This is a genomic window from Micromonospora sp. NPDC004540 (assembly GCF_040610095.1).
Lineage (GTDB): Bacteria > Actinomycetota > Actinomycetes > Mycobacteriales > Micromonosporaceae > Micromonospora.
Genome location: NZ_JBEXLR010000080.1, coordinates 12,892 through 30,004, shown reverse-complemented (window position 1 = coordinate 30,004; position 17,113 = coordinate 12,892). Strand labels below are relative to the sequence as shown.

Sequence of the window (17,113 nt, the reverse complement as noted above, 5' to 3'; positions counted from 1 at the left end):
GGCATGGCCCCCCGCCGGGTCCTGCCGCTGGAGGACGAGCCCAGCTCGCTGGTCGCGCGTTACCTCTTCCCCACCGAGCGTTACCGCGGCGAGTGACCACGGCGAGCACCTCCCGCCACTGCTCCCAGGCCACGTCGACGAAGGGCGTGGCCAGCCCGGTGCCGGCGTTGTTGACCAGCACGCCGAGCCCGCCGAGCCGGTCGGCCAGCTCGTCGACGACCGCGGCCGCCCCGGGCAGCCGGGTCAGGTCCAGCTCGGCCACCTCGCAGCGGCGGCCGGTGGCGCGTACCTCGGCGGCGGTGCGCCCGGCGCCGTCCGGGTCGCCGTACCAGGTGATGCCGATGTCGAAGCCGGCCTCGGCGAGCGCCACGGCGCACGCCTTGCCGATGCCGGAGTCCGCGCCGGTCACCACGGCGATCCTGTCGTAGTCCTCGTAACGCTGGGGCATGCAGCCGCACTACCCGGATCGGGCGATTCGAACCAGACCGGGTGTAACCGCTCCGACCCGGGGTAGCCGGGCGGGTATGGACCTGGTCGAGGAGTCGCCGTACCGGTTCCGGATCGACCGGCACGACCCCATGCGGGTGCCGGGGGTGGTCTTCGCGTCCCGCGATCTCCTCCCGGACGCCGGGGCGGACAAGTCGCTGGAGCAGGTGGCGAACGTGGCCACCCTGCCCGGCATCGTCGGCGCCTCCTACGCCATGCCGGACGTGCACTGGGGCTACGGCTTCCCGATCGGCGGGGTCGCCGCCACCGACATCGAGGACGGGGGAGTGGTCTCGCCCGGCGGGGTCGGTTTCGACATCTCCTGCGGGGTCCGGCTGCTCACCGCCGACCTGGACCGGGCCGCGCTGCGGCCCCGGCTGGACGCCGTGATGGACGGCCTGGGCGAGTCCACCCCGCGCGGCATGGGCAAGGGCGCCGTGTGGCACCTGACCGACCGGGCCGAACTCGACGGGGTGCTCCGCGGCGGCTCCCGGTACGCCGTCGAGCGCGGCTTCGGGGTCCAGCGGGACCTGGACCGCTGTGAGGACTACGGCGCGGTGGGCGACGCGAACCCGGCCCAGGTGAGTGAGCGGGCCGTGGAGCGCGGCGCCCGCCAGGTCGGCAGCCTCGGCTCCGGCAACCACTTCCTGGAGGTGCAGGCGGTGGAGGAGGTATACGACGAGGCCGTGGCGGCCGCGTTCGGGCTGCGCGTCGGCCAGGTCTGCGTCATGATCCACTGCGGTTCGCGGGGACTGGGCCACCAGATCTGCACCGACTACGTCCGCGGCATGGAGAAGGTGATGCCCGGGTACGGCATCCACGTGCCCGACCGGCAGCTCGCCTGCGCGCCGGTCTCGTCCCACGAGGGCCGGGCCTACCTGGGGGCGATGGCCGCCGCGGCCAACTACGCCCGGGCCAACCGGCAGCTGCTCGCCCACGCCGCCCGGCAGGTCTTCGCCCGGGTCACCGGCTGCGACCTCGACCTGGTGTACGACATCTCGCACAACCTCGCCAAGATCGAGACGCACGAGGTGGACGGGGCGTCCCGCCCGCTCTGCGTGCACCGCAAGGGGGCCACCCGGGCCCTCCCGCCGGGGCACCCCGACCTGCCCGACGACCTGCGCGGCGTCGGGCAGCCGGTGCTCATCCCCGGCTCGATGGGCACCGGCTCGTACGTGCTCACCGGCGTGCCCGGCTCGCCGGCCTGGGCGTCCACCTGCCACGGCGCGGGCCGGGTGCAGAGCCGCAAGCAGGCCACCAAGGCGGTCCGCGGGCACGACCCGCGCCGCGAGCTGGAGGCGCAGGACATCGCGGTGCGGGGCGCCAGCCGGCGCGGGTTGGCCGAGGAGATGCCGGCCGCGTACAAGGACGTCACCGCCGTGGTGGCGGCGGCCGAGGGGGGCGGCCTGTGCCGGAAGGTGGCCCGGCTGGTCCCGCTCGGCGTGGTGAAGGGCTGAGCCCGCTCACACGTCCAGCGTCACGGCGCAGCGCCACCCGTCGGGGTCCGCGGCGAAGCACAGCTCGTGCAGGGACACCGCCTTGGGGACCGCGCCGACCAGTTCCACCGCGTCGGTGCCGGTGGTCCGCCAGCGCACCGCCAGGCCGCCGTCGTCGGCCACCCGCACCTCGGTCTCCAGCGGCAGCTCGTCCACCGTGTCCATCCGGAAGATCACCTCGTCGAGGACGCCGACCAGCAGGTCCGCGTCGGCGCCCGGCGGCACCCGGAACCCGCTCTCCCCGCCGGCGACCGCTCCCGTGGTGTCCACGAAGGTCTCCACCAGCGCGGTGACCGCCTCGGCCACGCAGCCCTCCCGGTCCGGCGCCCACGCCTCGATGCGGACGTCGGCGGTGTGCGGGATGTTCCGGTGTCCCCGGGCCGGTCGTCGTTCCATGCCCCGATCATGCCGCCGCCGGTCGGGTGCCCCACCGGTTTTGTCGCAGCCGGTCGCTAGGGTGCCGGCATGATCGCCGATGACTCCGACGCCGTCACCATCACCTTCCTGCGCATGATGCGGGCCGTGCTGCGGGCCGAGCGGGTCGGCGAGGACAGCCTGGGCCGCACGGTCGAGCTGGCCCGGCGCTGGTGGGGCGCCGGCGACGCCGCCCACGCCCGGCTCGCCGACGCGCTGCGCGAGCTGCACGGCGAGCCGGTCGACACCGACGATGCCCGCCAGGTGGCCGACGCGGCGACCGCGCTCGCCGCCGATTCCGGCCTGCTGACCACGCCCGACCCGCGGGGCGCCGCGATCGCCCGGTTCGCCGCGAACGCCCGGCGGCTGCGCACCGGCGAGATCACCCCGGCCGAGTTCGACGAGCTCATGGCGCCCGACGACCCGGAGCGCCCGACCGCCTGACCCGGCACGGGTTCAGCCAATCCGCACGGCGGGGACCGCGAACTCGGGCGCGGCGGCGGTGAGCACCGCCGTCCGGGCCGGCGCTCCCCACTCCTCGGCCAGCGCGGCCGCCAGTTCCGCGAGCATCCGGGGCACCACCACGGGCCCGTCGTGGTGCATCGCCTCGATCACCACCAGCACCTCGGTGGTCTCCGCGCGCACCGCCGACGCGCCGCTCTGCCGGTGCGTCCAGCGTCGGGAGTGGGCGCGGCCGGCCGCGTCGGCGAAGACCAGCTCACCCGGCTCGGGGTGCTCCTCGTCCCCGCCCAGCGTCAGGTAGGTCTCCGCGCCGGTGGCCGGGCGCACGGTCAGGTCCCTGGTGATCCCCGCGAGGTCCAGCACGGCCACCGGCACGGCGTACCCGAGGGAGAGGGCGTTGCCCAGGTCGACCAGCGGGTGCAGCCGGGGCAGCGCCCCGTCGCGGCGGAACCGGCGCAGCAGCGACTCGGCCGCGCACCGGTAGCGGGTGGGCGGCGAACCCATCCGGGCGAAAGCCCGCCGCCACGCCTGGATCTCGGGGAAGCCGCCCTCGGCTCCGGCGGCCAGGCGGGCGTGGGCCGTGTCGGCGTGCCGGGCGAGGCGCGGGGTGACGTCGACGCCGGGGGTGATGCCGGTGGCGTGCAGGACGCCGCAGGTCAGCTCCGGAAAGGTCGACCAGACCTGCGGAGCGTGCCGGAAGCGCACGGAGGACTCCTAACGGGCGGTGAGGGCCAGGCCGAGGCCCAGGGCGAGGAAACTGCCGGCGAAGCCGTGCCGCAGCAGCGTGGTGAGCCGGGGCCGGGCCAGCACCCGGCGGCGCAGCGCGCCGGCCAGCAGCGCGTACCCGGCGAAGACCAGCAGGGTGGTCAGCATGAACACCGCGCCGCAGGCCAGCATCCGGGTCGGGGCGTCCGGCGCGGCCGGCGGGACGAACTGCGGCAGGAACGCCACGAAGAAGACGGTGACCTTGGGGTTGAGCAGGTTCAGCAGCACCCCGTCGCGGAACACCCGGCCGGCGGGGCGCGGCGGGCGGTGATCGTCCACCGGCAGCGGGCCACGGTCGCGCAGCGCCGCCCACGCCATCCAGAGCAGGTAGGCCACGCCCAGCCAGGTCACCACCCGGAACGCCGGGGTGCCGGCGCGGAGCAGGGCCGCCAGCCCGGTCACCGCGGCGACGAGGTGCGGGACGAGGCTGAGCGTGCAGCCCGCGGCCGCCACCAGACCGGCCCGGCGGCCGGCGGAGAGGCCGGTGGCGAGGGTGTAGACCATCCCGGTGCCCGGGGTGATCACCACGACGAGCGTGGTCAGCAGAAAGGCGATACTCATGCGGTCCAGCCTGCGACCATAATGGTCCGATGGACAGGGCCAAACTGTCGGCGACCAAGGAGTCCATAACGGCCGGTGCCGATTTCCTCCAGCTCGACGTCGGCGAGGCGCCGCCGGGCGGGCGCGCCGACTGGCTGGCCGCCCGGCTGCGGGCCGCCGTCGCCGACGGCCGGGTGCCGGTGGGCGCCCGGCTGCCGGCCAGCCGGGTGCTCGCCGCCGAGCTGGGGGTCTCCCGGGGCGTGGTGACGGAGGCTTACCAGCGGCTGACCGAGGACGGGCACGTGGTCGGCCGGGGCCGGGCCGGCACCGTCGTCGTGGCGACCCCGGCCGCCGTGGTCACCCGCCCGCCGGCGCCGCCGCCCCGCCCGCCGGAGGTGTTCGCCGCGCGGTCGCCGGGCACCGAGGTCTTCGACGCGCTGCGCACCGCTCCGGCGGAGCTGGACCTGACGCCCGGCGTACCCGACCTGGCGGCCTTTCCCCGCGCGGCCTGGCTGCGCGCGGAACGCGCGGTGCTGCACCGCCTGACGCCCGCCGCCTTCGGGTACGGCGACCCGACCGGCACCCCCGCGCTGCGGCTCGCCGTCGCCACCTGGCTGGCCCGCAACCGTGGCATCCGGGTCGACCCGGCCGAGGTGGTGATCGTGGCCGGGGTGTCCCAGGCGCTCGGCCTGCTCGCCCAGGTGCTGCACGCCGACGGCGTGCACACGGTCGCCGTGGAGGACCCCGGCTCGCTCGGCGTCCGCCAGCACCTGAACAACTGGCGGCTGGACACCCCGCCGATCCCGGTCGACGACCGCGGCCTGCGGGTCGACCGGCTGGAAAAGAGCGGCGCACCGGCGGTGATGCTCACCCCGGCGCACCAGTTCCCGACCGGCGTGGTGCTCGACGGCGACCGGCGCCGCCGGCTGCTGCGCTGGGCGGGACGCGGCGGCCTGGTGATCGAGGACGACTACGACGCCGAGCACCGCTACGACCGCCCGCCGGTGCCGGCGCTGCGCGGGATGCTGCCGGACCGGGTCTGCTACACCGGCAGCGTCTCCAAGCTGCTCGCCCCGGCGCTGCGGATCGGCTGGGTGCTGGTGCCGCCCCGGCTGCACGCCGACCTCGTGGCGGCCAAGCGGATGGCCGACCTCGGCAACGCCGCCCTCCCGCAGCTGGTGCTGGCCGAGCTGATGGACTCCGGCGCGCTGGAACGCCACCTGCGGCTGCTGCGCCGCCGGCACGTCCGCCGCCGGGACGCGATGATCCGGGCGGTCCGCGCGCACCTGCCCGGCGCGGTGGTGCACGGCGCGGCTGCCGGCCTGCACCTGCTGGTCACGCTGCCCGGCGAGGTCGACGACACGGCGCTGGCCGCGGCGGCGCTGCGCCGCGGCGTCAAGGTGCAGCCCCTGTCCTGGCACGGTCAGCGCCCCCAACCGCCCGGCCTGGTCCTCGGCTACGCCGCCAACCCACCCACCGACATCGACCGCGCCCTGGCAACCGTTGCCACCGCCCTGCACGACCTACGCTGACGCGGGCGGGTGGTAGAGGGCGGCCAGGGCGGTCGCCGTCTCCGCCAGGCGGTCGCGGAGGGCCGCGGGGGAGAGGACCTCCACCTCGGCGCCGAGCCGCAACAGGTCACCGTGCGCGTGGGTGAGCGACTCGATGGGTACGACGGCCCGCACCCAGCCGGCCGCGTCGGGCGGGCCGGCGCTGGCGTCCACCGCCGCGACCACCGCGTCGCTGGCGACCTCCCGCAGCCGTTCCCGGCCCCGGGGCGAGAGCCGGATGGTCGCCTCGTCCCGGTGCAGCCCGGCCCGGAAGGCGACCACGTGCGCCCGCCACCAGGCCGGCAGGTCGAACTCCGGCCGGTCGAACGGCTCGTCCAGCGGGGTCAGGTCGAGGATCTGGTTGACCCGGTAGGTGGCCGGCTCGGTCCGGTCCGGCCGGGCGGCCACCACGTACCAGCGGCCGCCCTTGAGCACCAGCCCGTACGGTTCGAGGACCCGGGTCACCTCGCCGGTCCAGCTCCGGTAACGGACCCGGATCCGGTGCTCCCGCCACACCGCCTCGGCCGCGGCGGCCAGGTACGGCGACGGGTCGCCGTCGGAGTACCAGCCGGGGGTGTCCAGGTGGAACCGCTGCTGGAGCCGGTCGGCCCGATCGGCGAGCGGCGGCGGCAGCGCGGCGCGCAGCTTGAGTTGCACGGTGGCCACCACCGACTCGTAGCCCAGCTCGGCGGCCGGCCCGGGCAGCCCGGCGAAGAGCAGCCGGTCGGCCTCCTCGGCGGTGAGCCCGGTCAGCCGGGTCCGCCAGCCGTCGACGAGCCGGTAGCCGCCGGCGTGCCCGGCCTCGCCGTAGAGCGGGATGCCGGCCGCGTGCAGCGACTCGACGTCCCGGTAGACGGTGCGCACCGACACCTCCAGCCGGCGGGCCAGGTCGGCGGCGGTGAGCCGGCCGTGGGCCTGGAGCAGCAGCAGGATGGACAGGAGGCGACTGGCCCGCATTCCACTGACACTAGCTGTCAGGGGAGCGGTCCTACCGTCCCGGCATGGCATTCCACGACAAGGAACTGACCGTGCCGGAGGCCGTCGAGGTCGCCGGCCGGCACGTCAAGCGCTACCACATCGACCAGCCGGACCGCCGCCTCGAACCGGAGGTGGTCGAGGCCGCGTACGCGTACCTGCCGAAGCTGCTGCCCGCCCCGGACGGCGGCACCCCGCCGGCCGGCTGGGTGGTGCTGCACCGGGGCGCGGACACCGGCGCGTACCTGCTCGCGTACAGCTGGTTCTTCGACAACGTGGTGGAGTGCCGGATCGCGATCGCCGGCCAGCCCGCGCTGGACTGCCCGGACGACGACCCGGCGCACTTCGTGCCGCTGGACCGGCCCGGGGTCGGCTGCGTCTGGGAACTGGGCGTCCTGGAGCACGAGCGGACCGCCTGGGTCCGGCACGTCCTCGCCCCCGACCGGCCGGACCTGGCCGGCTACCTGGCCGACAACCGGGCCGAGGGAAAGGTGGGCTTCTGATGGGCGACTTCGACTTCTTCGTCGGCACCTGGGACGTGACCAACCGGCGGCTGGCCAAGCGGCACGTGGGCAGCGACGAGTGGGACGAGTTCCCCGGCACGTCGGTGGCGCACTCGTTCTTCGACGGCGCCGGCAGCTTCGATGAGATCCGCTTTCCGACCCGCGGCTTCTCCGGCTCGACCGTCCGCATCCAGGACGCGGAGACCGGCCTCTGGTCGATCTACTGGATGAACAGCCGCCGCGGGGTGCTCGAACTGCCGCCGATGGTCGGCCGGTTCGTCGACGGCGTCGGCACCTTCTACGCCGACGACACCGACGAGGGGCGGCCGATCCGCTGCCGGTTCATCTGGTCGGCGATCACACCCACCTCCTGCCGCTGGGAGCAGGCGTTCTCCACCGACGGCGAGCGCACCTGGGAGACCAACTGGATCATGGAGTTTGCCCGTACCGGCTAGTGTGACCGGGGTGCGGAGATGGAGACGGGCCGATCCCTGGACGACAAGGCGGCAGGTCCCCGCCGGGGTGGCCATCCTGTACGGCAGCCTGGCGCTGCTCGTCCTGTCGGCCGGGATGGTGACCGAGCTGGTCGCCGGTCGGCTCGCCGCCGACCAGGCCGGGTCGATGGCCGTCGCCATCGCGGTGATCGTCGGGGTCCTGCTCGTCGCGGTCCGGTTCCACCTGGTCGGCGTCTACCACGGCGAGCGTGGGCTGCTGATCCGCAACGTACTCTTCTCCCGGCTCCTGCCCTGGCGGGAGGTGACCGGCTTCTACCCGGGCCCGACCGTCCTCTCCGGCCCCGGCCTCGAAGGCCGGCAGTGGACCCTGTGCGTGCTGACCCGGGACGGGGCAGTGGAGACGCCCGTGCAGTCGCGCGGCCCGGTGCTGATGCGCCAGCTGGAGAGCCTCACCGGCCCGGCGCTGCCCGCCGCCGAGTTCGACCTGGTGGTACTGCGGCTACGCGAGGCGCATGCCGCCGCTCAGAGCGACGGCGGGGTGGTGGTGCGGTAGATCGCGGTCAGCCAGACGTCGAGCAGCACGTCGACCACGTCCCGCTCGGCGACCGCCGGCCCGTCCCCGGCGAAGGTCGCGTACCAGACCCGTTCGTTCATGGAGTTCAGCGCGATGGCGAGGTCCCGGGCGGGCAGCCCGTCCGGGGCCGCGCCGCGCGCCCGCTCGCCTTCGATGGCCGCCTCGACGGCGCGTACCCAGCGCTCGAGGACCTCGGCCCAGAGCCGGCGCACCTCGGCGTTGGTGCCGCGCACCTGGGCGCAGGCCAGCACCACGTCGCGGTGGCCGCCGAAGGTGGCGTGGAACCGGGCGATCAGCTCCCGCCAGCGGGCCCGGGGGTCCTCGGCGAGCCGGACCAGCACGTCGCCCGCGGCCGCGTTCGCCTCGTCGGTCACCCGGTCGAGCAGGGTGAGCAGCACCGCGCCCTTGGACGGGAAGTAGAAGTAGAAGGTGGGCCGGGAGATGCCGGCGCCCCGGGCCAGGTCGTCGATGGAGATGTCCCCGAAGGGCCGCTGCCGCAGCAGCCGCTCGGCGGTGGCCAGGATGGCCAGCTCCCGGTCGTCGCCGGTGGAGCGGCCGGATCGCCGTCCACGCGTCGGCGCGACGCCGGTCGGCGTGCGGGCGGGGCTCATGTCGGCCGATGTTACACCCGCTCGACACCCTGTCGATTGGACTCGACAGGGTGTTGACTGGTGTCGACGGCGGTGGATAGTGTCCGGTCCACTGCCGCCCGAACGGGAGATGCCATGGCCTCCGACCACGTCGACGTCCTCATCGTCGGTGCCGGGCTCTCCGGCGTCGGCGCCGCCGTCCACCTGCAACGCGAATGCCCCGGCAAGACCTACGCGGTGCTGGAGGCCCGGGGCGCCGTCGGCGGCACCTGGGACCTGTTCCGCTACCCGGGCATCCGCTCCGACTCCGACATGTTCACCCTCGGCTACTCGTTCAAGCCGTGGACCAACCCCAAGGCGATCGCCGACGGCGACGCCATCCGGGAGTACGTCCGGGAGACCGTCCGCGAACACGGGGTGCAGCAGCACATCCGCTTCCACCACCGGGCACTCCGTGCCGAGTGGGACAGCGCGACCGCGCGCTGGACGGTGCGCGCCCACCGCGACGACACCGGCGAGGACGTGGTCCTGACCTGCGCGTTCCTGTTCACCAACTCCGGCTACTACCGCTACGACGAGGGCTACACGCCCGAGTTCCCCGGCGTCGAGCGGTACGCCGGCGATCTGGTGCACCCGCAGCACTGGCCCGAGGACCTCGACTACGCCGGCAAGCGGGTGGTGGTGATCGGCAGCGGCGCGACCGCGGTCACCCTGGTCCCGGCCATGGCCGAGCGGGCCGGCCACGTCACCATGCTCCAGCGCTCGCCCACGTATGTCATCTCGCTGCCCTCGCGCGACCCGCTCGCCGATGCGGCGCGGCGCTGGCTCCCGGCGAAGGCCGCGTACGCGGTGACGCGCTGGAAGAACGTGGCGCTCGGGGTGGCCAACTTCCAGCTCAGCCGGCGCGCCCCGGGCCTGGTGAAGAAGTTCCTCCGCCGGGCCGCCAAGGGCAAGCTCCCGGTCGGCTACGACCTCGACCGGCACTTCTCGCCCCGCTACAACCCCTGGGACCAGCGGCTCTGCGTGGTGCCCGACGGGGACCTGTTCGCCGCGCTCCGCGCCGGGACGGCATCGGTCGTCACCGACACCATCGACACCTTCACCGAGCGGGGCATCCGGCTGACCTCCGGCGCGGAACTGCCCGCCGACGTCGTGGTCACGGCCACCGGCCTCAACCTGCTCGCCCTCGGCGGGATGACCCTGGCGGTGGACGGCGCCGAGGTCGACCTCGCCTCGACCGTCGCCTACAAGGGCATGATGCTCTCCGGCGTGCCGAACTTCGCCATGACCATCGGCTACACCAACGCCTCCTGGACGCTCAAGGCGGACCTGGTCGCGACGTACGTCTGCCGGCTGCTGCGCCACCTCGACGACACCGGCCAGCAGATCGTCACCCCGCTCGCCCCGGACTCCACCGACCTGGTGCCGATCATCGACCTGCAGTCCGGGTACGTGCTGCGCGCCGTCGACCGGCTGCCCAAGCAGGGCCCGACGGCGCCCTGGCGGCTGCACCAGAACTACCCCCGCGACGTGCTGCTGATGCGGCACGGCCGGCTCACCGACGTCGGTGTGCGGTTCTCCCGCGCGGGCACGCCCGCCACCGTCGCCGACCGTCCCGCGCCCGTCGCCTGACTCCCGAGGAGCGCCATGCGTGACTTCGTCTTCCCCGGCGGCACCGCGGTGCTGACCGGCGCGGCCAGCGGCATCGGCGAGGCCCTGGCGCACGGGCTGGCCCGGCGCGGCGCCGACCTGGTCCTGCTCGACCGGGACGCGGAGCGGCTGGACGCCGTGGTCGCCGCGATCCGCGCGGCGCACCCCGACCGGCGCGTCGAGACCCACCTCGTCGACCTCGCCGACGCCGATGCCACCGACCGGGTCGCCGCCGAGATCCTCGGCGCCCACCCGCGGATCCGGCTGCTGGTCAACAACGCCGGGGTGGCGCTGGGCGGCCGGTTCGACCAGGTCACCCTGGACGAGTTCCTCTGGGTCATCGAGATCAACTTCCGGGCCGTGGTACGGCTGACCCACGCGCTGCTGCCCGCGCTCAAGGCCGAGCCCGGCGCCCACCTGGTCAACGTCTCCAGCCTCTTCGGGCTGATCGCGCCCGCCGGGCAGGCCGCCTACTCGGCCAGCAAGTTCGCCGTGCGCGGCTTCACCGAGGCGCTGCGGCACGAACTGGTCGACGACGGCGTCGGGGTCACCTCGGTGCACCCGGGCGGCATCCGCACCCGGATCGCGAGCAGCGCCCGGGTGGGCAGCGGGGTCTCCGTCGAGGAGTACGAGGCCGGCCGGAAGCAGTTCGAGAAGCTGCTCTCCATCGACCCGGCCAAGGCCGCCGAGGTCATCCTGCGCGGGGTCGAGCGCCGCCGTGGCCGGGTGCTGATCGGCTGGTCGGCGAAGCTGCCCGACCTGCTCGCCCGGGTCGCCCCCGCCGGGTACGGGAAGCTGCTGGCCCTGGGGATGCGACCCCGCCCGGCCCGGGTGCCGACCCCGCGACCGGCCACGGAACCCGTCCCGTCGGACCCGGGACGGCCGGCTTGACCCTCGTCCTGCCGCCGGCCGACTCGCGCGACGTCGGCGGGCGGCGGATGCGCTGCCGGATCGACGGCCAGGGCACGCCGGTGGTGCTGCTGCACGGCATCGGCCGGACGCTGGAGGACTTCGCCGCCGTGCACGCGGGGCTGGCCCGCGACCACCGGGTACTGTCCGTGGACCTGCCCGGGCACGGTGGCTCCGCCCCGCTGGACGACCCGCACACGCTGCCGGCCCTGGCCGCGGCCGTCGCCGGGTTCCTCGACGCCGCCGGGGTGACCGGCCCGGCGCACCTGGTCGGCAACTCCATGGGCGGGGCGGTGGCCATGCGGCTCGCGGCCGACGCGCCGCACCGGGCGGCCAGCCTGGTGCTGGTCAACAGCGCCGGCTTCGGCCGGGAGGTGACCGCCGCGCTGCGGCTGCTCGCCGTGCGGCCCCTCGCCCGGCTGCTGCTGCGCCCGCACCCGGCGATCGCCCGCCGCACCGAGCGGGCCATCTTCTACGACCCGACGTACGTCACGGAGGCGCGGATCGCCACCGCCCTGGCCGCGGCCCGGCAGCCGCACGCCGCCCGGGTGATGCTGGAGTTGGTGCGCAGCCTCGGCACCTGGCGCGGGATACGCCCCGAGTGGCGGGCCGAACTGCTCGCCGCGGTGGCCGCGCTCGACCTGCCCACCCTGGTCGTCTGGGGTGACCGGGACCTGATCCTGCCCGCCGCCCACCTCTCGTTCGCGCGGTCGCGGCTGCCGACGGCGCAGGGCCACCTGTTCCGCGACACCGGCCACATGCCGCAGATCGAGCGGGCCGCCGAGTTCGAGGCCCTGGTCAGGGAATTCTGGTCGCGGTCCGGTGCCGCCAGACCAGCGTGACGACCACCAGGACGACCAGCACCCCGGCGATCAGGTCGACCGAGGCGACCAGCCACGGCGTCACCAGCACCAGCACCGCCGCGGCGGGGAACAGCACCAGCCCGAGACCGCGCTTGGCCGGCAGGTGCAGCGCCCAGAGGGCGACCAGGAAGACCGCGACCGGCACGGCGACCGCGTAGCCGGCCACCCGGCCGGAGACGTGCGCGGTGTGCAGGTCGTGGTCGACCGCCACGGCCAGCCCGGCGCCGACCGCCGCGATGGAGGTGAAGGCGAAGTAGTGGCCGTAGCCCCAGAACAGCGCGCCGGGCACGGAGTTCGGCGGCAGCGGGTCGGGCCGGTCGAAGTAGAGCCACCAGATCGCGAAGACGATCACCGTGCCGGCGGCGGCCAGCGACCAGAGCTGTTCGTTGCCCGCGTCCACCCCGCGCTGGATCGCCACCGACGTGGAGAGCACCACCTCGCCGAGCACGATGAGGGTGAACAGCTGGTAGCGCTCGGCGATGTGGTGGGGGTGCCACGTGGTCTGTCCGCGCCGCTCCCCGAGCACCGGCACCAGCAGGTCGGCGACGACCAGCACCACGAACGCGGGCATCAGCCAGGCGGGCGGCAGGAGAAGCCGCAGCAGCCAGCCGGCCTGCACCACGCCCACGCCGAACACGAACGTCAGTGCGGTGGCGCGGCGCTGCGGGTCGCCGCCGGCCGCTCTCAGCCAGTTCACCGTGGAGGCCAGCCGCATCACCACGTACCCGTAGGTGATCGTCGTGAAGTCGCCGTCGGTGAAGGCGCGCGGCACGCCGGCCGCGAGGATCAGCGCCCCGGCGATCTGCACCAGGACGGTCAGCCGGTACACGTCGTCGTCGGTGTCGTAGGCGGAGGCGAACCAGGTGAAGTTCACCCAGGCCCACCAGATCGCGAAGAACACGCTCAGGTACGAGATCACGCCGTGGCCGAGGTGCCCTTCCGAGATGTCGTGGTGCAGGCCCTCGGACGCCTGCGCCACCGCGACCACGAAGCACAGGTCGAAGAAGAGCTCCAGGGGACTGGCGGACCGGTGCGCCTCGTCGCGCCGGCGCGCCCGCATCGGCCGGTACCAGGCCCGGAAGGACGCGCTGCTCTTCACTCGGTGCTCCTCGCCGACGGCCGGTCAGCTGCGCCCACACGATAACCAGCTCAGGCGGCCACGGACCCCGCCGGCCGGGGAAGTCCGGCGGAACGGGGCAGCGGGGCGTCGGCGCGGGACAGCGTGACGAGCGTGGCCTCCAGGCGGGCGGGCAGCCGCCGCCGGTGCCGCAGCACCCAACCGGCCTGCCGCGCGGCGTCGCGCAGCCCCGCCCGCCCGGCGGGGTCCCGCCAGGCGTCGGCGATCACCGCGCGCAGCACCGGCCCCGGCCGGCGCAGCGCCGCGGTGAGCACCCGGTTGCGCGCCTCCACCCGTCGGCGGGCGCGCGGGTCGCGCCCGGCCGGCACCGGCAGGTGGTGGGCCACCAGCTCCGGCACGTACGCGAGGTTCCAGCCCGCCGCCGCCAGCTCCATCGCCAGCAGCGCCTCCTCGCCGTACGTGCCGAGCCGCTCGGCGAAGCCACCGACCTGCCGGTACGCGTCGCGTCGCAGCACCACGGCGCAGGCCAGGAAGCCGAGCACGGTGGGCCCGGGCGCGTCCGGCTCGACGCCCAGCGGCGCCCGGGCCATGGCGGCCGAGACGGGGTCCCGCCGGGCCGCCGCGCCCACCCGCACGTCGCCGGTGAGCAGCGCGGTACGCGGATGCCGGCGCAGCAGCGCGGCCGCCCGGTCGAGCGCGCCGGGCGCCCAGTACGAGTCGTCGTCGGCGAACGCCACGTACGGCGTGCGGGCCAGCCCCACCCCGACGTTGCGGGCCGCCCCGGCGCCCGCGTTGCGGCCCAGCTCGACCACCCGGACGCCGGGGAACTCCCGGGCCACGGCGGCCGGTGTGCCGTCGTCGGACCCGTTGTCCACCACGATCACCGGGGCGGTGTGCCGGGGCAGCAGGGCGAGGAGCTGGTCCCGCCGGTTGCGGGTGGCCACCACGATGGTCACGTCCGTCGTCATGGCGGCCCTGGTACCCCGCCCGGCGCCCCTCACGCGGTTTCCTGCGGTGGATTTCCAGCGACGGGCAGGTGCGGCGCCGCCGCCGGCGGGAAGTATTCGCGCATGGCCGAGGTGACCCTGTTCGTCGCCGGTGACGTGATGACCGGCCGGGGCGTGGACCAGATCCTGCCCCACCCGGGGACGCCCAGGCTGTGGGAGCAGGCGGTCACCGACGCCCGCCGCTACGTCGAGCTGGCCGAGGCGGTCGCCGGGCCGGTGCCGCGCCCGGCCCCGGCGGAGTGGCCCTGGGGCGACGCGCTGCGCCTGCTCGACGAGGAGCGGCCGGAGGTGCGGATCGTCAACCTGGAGACGGCGGTGACCGCGCGGGGCGAACCGGCCCCCGGCAAGGGCATCCACTACCGGATGCATCCGGCGAACCTGCCCTGCCTGACCGCGGCCCGGCTCGACGTCTGCGCGCTGGCCAACAACCACGTCCTCGACTTCGGCGCGACCGGGCTCGCCGACAGCCTGGACGCCCTGAGCGGGGCGGGCATCCGGACCGCGGGCGCGGGCCGGGACGCCGAGGAGGCGTGGCGGCCGGCCAGGGTGCCCCTGCCCGACCGTCGCCGGCTGCTGGTCTGGTCGGTGGGCGCGCCGTCCAGCGGGGTCTACCCGCAGTGGGCCGCCGCGGACCGGCGGCCCGGGGTGGCGTACCTGCCGGAGGTGTCGGCGGCGGCGGCCGAGGCCCTCGCCGAGCGGATCGCCCGGGAGGCCGGGGCAGCGGACCTGGTGGTGGTCTCCGTGCACTGGGGCTCCAACTGGGGGCACCAGGTCCCCGACGAGCACGTCGAGTTCGCGCACGCGCTGGTCGACGCCGGGGTGCACGTGGTGCACGGCCACTCCTCGCACCACCCGCGGCCGGTGGAGCGGTACCGGGGACGGCTGATCCTCTATGGCTGCGGCGACCTGATCGACGACTACGAGGGCATCGGCGGGCAGGAGGAGTACCGGCCGGAGCTGCGGCTGCTGCACCTGCCTACGCTTGACCCGGAGACCGGCGAGCTGAGCCGGCTGCGCCTCGTGCCGGTCCGGATGCGGCGGATGCGCCTGCAACCGGCCGCGCCGGTGGAGGCCCGCTGGCTCGCCGACCTCCTCGACGGGCTCGGCGCGCCGTATCGAACCCGTTTCACCCTCGCCGACGACGGAGTGCTCACCCTCACCCGTTGACACCAGGACTGACGTGAACGCCGATTTCACGCCCGTACCGCATCCCGCCCGTTCGCCCAATGGCTGCGGCTGCGGCCGGTGAAACTGGCATCATCGAAAGGCAGCCATTGTGCCGCCATCCGAACTCGCCCCGGTGAACAGACGCGAGCGCGCGCAATCATCTTTGTCCGGTGCGACGGTTCTGACCGATTCCGCGATCGCGCCACCCGGGTGGTGCGGGAGGGGGTCCTGTGACTGGGAAGGCGCAGGCGGCCGGCGCGGCGGCCATGCCGGTACGAACCGCCGCCTGGTCGTGGTGGGCCGATCTCATCGCCTCGGCCGGCGCGTTCAGTGTGCTGATCGTCGTCGCGCTCTGGGTGCGGGGCGGCGGTGTGCAGGACCTTCGGGGCTGGGCGGCGGGCCTGACGTCGCTCGGCCGCTTGACCGGGCTCGTCGCGGCCGACCTGCTGCTCATCCAGGTGCTGCTGATGGCGCGCGTGCCGTGGATCGAGCGCACCTACGGGCAGGACCGGCTCGCCCGTTGGCACCGGGTCGTCGGGTTCGTCTCGTTCGATCTGCTGCTCGCGCACATCGTGCTGATCACCATCGGGTACGCCGCGACGGATGGGGCCTCCGTGACCAGTGAGGCGTGGACCCTCGTCACCACGTACCCGGGAGTGCTGCTGGCGGTCGGCGGGACGGCAGCCCTGACGATGGTCGTGCTCACCTCCCTGCGGGCCTCGCGGCGGCGGCTGCGCTACGAGACGTGGCACCTGCTGCACCTGTACGCCTACCTGGGCGTGGGCCTGGTGCTGCCGCATCAGCTCTGGACCGGGGCCGACTTTACCGGTTCCCGCGCCGCGACGGCGTACTGGTGGACCGCGTACATCGCGTGCGCCGGTGCGGTTGTCGCGTTCCGGCTCGGGCTTCCGGCCTGGCGGACGCTGCGGTACCGGCTCACGGTCGCCGCAGTCGTGCCGGAGGCCCCCGGCGTTCACTCGATCTACATGCGCGGACGCCACCTGGATCAGTTGCCGGCACGCGCCGGGCAGTTCTTCCAGTGGCGCTTCCTCAGCGGCCCGGGGTGGAGTCGGGGCCATCCGTACTCGTTGTCCGCGGTGCCGCGTGACGACACATTGCGGATAACTGTCCGGTCCCGCGGCGAGGGCAGCGAGAAGGTGTCAGAGTTCCAGCCGGGCACCCGTGTCCTGATTGAGGGCCCGTACGGCCGGCTGACCGCCGCGCGGCGCACGGCTCCGCGGGTTTCCATGATCGCGTCCGGGATTGGAATCACTCCGCTGCGGACGTTGTTGGAAGAGTTACCGTACGCGCCGGGCGAAGCCACGCTGCTGTATCGGGCGCGCTCGGCGGAGGACCTGGTGTTCCGCCAGGAACTGGAGCGCCTCTCGGCCGACCGTGGCCTGCGCGTGGAATACCTTCTGGGGCCGCGCGGGCGGAAGGATTCGTGGTTGCCGGCCGGATTCGGCGACGACGCGAGAGCTTTGCTCAATCTTGTTCCGGACATCGCGCAACACGACGTTTTCGTGTGCGGACCGGATGAATGGATGCAATCGGTGGTACGGGCGGCGCGGCAGGCAGGCGTGCCGCCGGAGCGCATTCATCTCGAGCGCTTCACCTGGTGACTCTCCC

The 17,113-nt window shown here is 74.6% G+C and carries 18 protein-coding genes and 2 pseudogenes; 12 read left to right on the top strand and 8 right to left on the bottom strand.

The window, feature by feature from the left end; genetic code table 11:
* Window positions 1–93: pseudogene (locus ABZV78_RS23425) on the top strand (PH domain-containing protein); the annotation flags it as partial.
* A 64-nt stretch (window positions 94–157) separates the two neighbouring features.
* Here ABZV78_RS23425 and ABZV78_RS23420 read toward each other — a convergent pair.
* Window positions 158–448, bottom strand: a pseudogene (locus tag ABZV78_RS23420) (SDR family NAD(P)-dependent oxidoreductase); the annotation flags it as partial.
* A gap of 76 nt (window positions 449–524) precedes the next feature.
* On the opposite strand from ABZV78_RS23420, the gene ABZV78_RS23415 reads away from it, so the two are divergent.
* Window positions 525–1,943 carry an RtcB family protein gene (locus ABZV78_RS23415; RefSeq protein ID WP_355641747.1) on the top strand — a complete coding sequence of 473 codons (1,419 nt, stop codon included), beginning with the start codon at window positions 525–527 and terminating at the stop codon, window positions 1,941–1,943.
* Window positions 1,944–1,949: 6 nt separating this feature from the next.
* Here ABZV78_RS23415 and ABZV78_RS23410 read toward each other — a convergent pair whose 3' ends face one another.
* Entirely contained in the window at window positions 1,950–2,378 is a 429-nt protein-coding gene (locus ABZV78_RS23410; protein ID WP_355641745.1) for an archease, read from the bottom strand.
* Window positions 2,379–2,447: 69 nt separating this feature from the next.
* On the opposite strand from ABZV78_RS23410, the gene ABZV78_RS23405 reads away from it, so the two are divergent.
* Complete coding sequence (locus ABZV78_RS23405; RefSeq protein WP_355641743.1) at window positions 2,448–2,840, top strand: hypothetical protein; 393 nt, start codon at window positions 2,448–2,450, stop codon at window positions 2,838–2,840.
* A 12-nt stretch (window positions 2,841–2,852) separates the two neighbouring features.
* Here the strand turns inward: ABZV78_RS23405 and ABZV78_RS23400 are convergent, their stop codons facing one another.
* Window positions 2,853–3,563, bottom strand: coding sequence for a phenylalanine--tRNA ligase beta subunit-related protein (locus tag ABZV78_RS23400; RefSeq protein WP_355641741.1), 711 nt, complete (start codon window positions 3,561–3,563; stop codon window positions 2,853–2,855).
* 9 nt (window positions 3,564–3,572) lie between these two features.
* Window positions 3,573–4,184, bottom strand: coding sequence for a LysE family translocator (locus tag ABZV78_RS23395; RefSeq protein WP_355641739.1), 612 nt, complete (start codon window positions 4,182–4,184; stop codon window positions 3,573–3,575).
* A gap of 29 nt (window positions 4,185–4,213) precedes the next feature.
* Between ABZV78_RS23395 and ABZV78_RS23390 the strand changes: the two genes are divergently transcribed.
* Window positions 4,214–5,695, top strand: a complete 1,482-nt coding sequence (locus ABZV78_RS23390) for a PLP-dependent aminotransferase family protein (RefSeq protein WP_355641737.1) — start codon at window positions 4,214–4,216, stop codon at window positions 5,693–5,695.
* On the opposite strand, the gene ABZV78_RS23385 is transcribed toward ABZV78_RS23390, so the two are convergent.
* Window positions 5,687–6,670 (bottom strand): transcriptional regulator, encoded by a 984-nt coding sequence (locus ABZV78_RS23385; RefSeq protein WP_355641735.1) that lies wholly within the window; start codon window positions 6,668–6,670, stop codon window positions 5,687–5,689. The two genes, ABZV78_RS23390 and ABZV78_RS23385, sit on opposite strands and share 9 nt — an antisense overlap.
* 44 nt (window positions 6,671–6,714) lie before the next feature.
* Here ABZV78_RS23385 and ABZV78_RS23380 point away from each other — a divergent pair, with 44 nt between their 5' ends.
* The 3 genes from ABZV78_RS23380 to ABZV78_RS23370 are packed head-to-tail and all read left to right on the top strand — an operon-like array spanning window position 6,715 to window position 8,199.
* Entirely contained in the window at window positions 6,715–7,191 is a 477-nt protein-coding gene (locus ABZV78_RS23380) for a hypothetical protein (RefSeq protein WP_355641733.1), read from the top strand.
* Entirely contained in the window at window positions 7,191–7,646 is a 456-nt protein-coding gene (locus ABZV78_RS23375) for a hypothetical protein (protein WP_355641731.1), read from the top strand. Before ABZV78_RS23380 ends, ABZV78_RS23375 begins: the two co-directional genes overlap by 1 nt.
* Before the next feature lie 10 nt (window positions 7,647–7,656).
* Window positions 7,657–8,199, top strand: a complete 543-nt coding sequence (locus ABZV78_RS23370; protein ID WP_355641729.1) for a hypothetical protein — start codon at window positions 7,657–7,659, stop codon at window positions 8,197–8,199.
* On the opposite strand, the gene ABZV78_RS23365 is transcribed toward ABZV78_RS23370, so the two are convergent.
* Window positions 8,169–8,831 (bottom strand): TetR/AcrR family transcriptional regulator, encoded by a 663-nt coding sequence (locus tag ABZV78_RS23365; RefSeq protein ID WP_355641727.1) that lies wholly within the window; start codon window positions 8,829–8,831, stop codon window positions 8,169–8,171. The genes ABZV78_RS23370 and ABZV78_RS23365 overlap by 31 nt on opposite strands.
* A gap of 114 nt (window positions 8,832–8,945) precedes the next feature.
* On the opposite strand from ABZV78_RS23365, the gene ABZV78_RS23360 reads away from it, so the two are divergent.
* The 3 genes from ABZV78_RS23360 to ABZV78_RS23350 are packed head-to-tail and all read left to right on the top strand — an operon-like array spanning window position 8,946 to window position 12,211.
* Window positions 8,946–10,442, top strand: coding sequence for an NAD(P)/FAD-dependent oxidoreductase (locus ABZV78_RS23360; RefSeq protein ID WP_355641725.1), 1,497 nt, complete (start codon window positions 8,946–8,948; stop codon window positions 10,440–10,442).
* 15 nt (window positions 10,443–10,457) lie between these two features.
* Window positions 10,458–11,351 (top strand): SDR family NAD(P)-dependent oxidoreductase, encoded by an 894-nt coding sequence (locus tag ABZV78_RS23355; protein WP_355641723.1) that lies wholly within the window; start codon window positions 10,458–10,460, stop codon window positions 11,349–11,351.
* Complete coding sequence (locus tag ABZV78_RS23350; protein WP_355641721.1) at window positions 11,348–12,211, top strand: alpha/beta fold hydrolase; 864 nt, start codon at window positions 11,348–11,350, stop codon at window positions 12,209–12,211. Before ABZV78_RS23355 ends, ABZV78_RS23350 begins: the two co-directional genes overlap by 4 nt.
* Here the strand turns inward: ABZV78_RS23350 and ABZV78_RS23345 are convergent.
* Together ABZV78_RS23345 and ABZV78_RS23340 are read right to left on the bottom strand one after the other, a co-directional pair.
* Window positions 12,168–13,331: a low temperature requirement protein A gene (locus ABZV78_RS23345; RefSeq protein WP_355641720.1), complete on the bottom strand. Its 1,164-nt coding sequence runs from the start codon at window positions 13,329–13,331 to the stop codon at window positions 12,168–12,170. The two genes, ABZV78_RS23350 and ABZV78_RS23345, sit on opposite strands and share 44 nt — an antisense overlap.
* Window positions 13,332–13,381: 50 nt before the next feature.
* Window positions 13,382–14,278, bottom strand: coding sequence for a glycosyltransferase (locus ABZV78_RS23340; protein ID WP_355641718.1), 897 nt, complete (start codon window positions 14,276–14,278; stop codon window positions 13,382–13,384).
* Window positions 14,279–14,380: 102 nt separating this feature from the next.
* On the opposite strand from ABZV78_RS23340, the gene ABZV78_RS23335 reads away from it, so the two are divergent.
* Together ABZV78_RS23335 and ABZV78_RS23330 are read left to right on the top strand one after the other, a co-directional pair.
* The gene (locus ABZV78_RS23335; protein WP_355641716.1) at window positions 14,381–15,484 is read left to right on the top strand and encodes a CapA family protein; all 1,104 of its coding nucleotides are present in this window, start codon (window positions 14,381–14,383) and stop codon (window positions 15,482–15,484) included.
* A 230-nt stretch (window positions 15,485–15,714) separates the two neighbouring features.
* Entirely contained in the window at window positions 15,715–17,106 is a 1,392-nt protein-coding gene (locus ABZV78_RS23330) for a ferric reductase-like transmembrane domain-containing protein (RefSeq protein WP_355641715.1), read from the top strand.
* The last annotated feature ends 7 nt before the right edge of the window (window positions 17,107–17,113 follow it).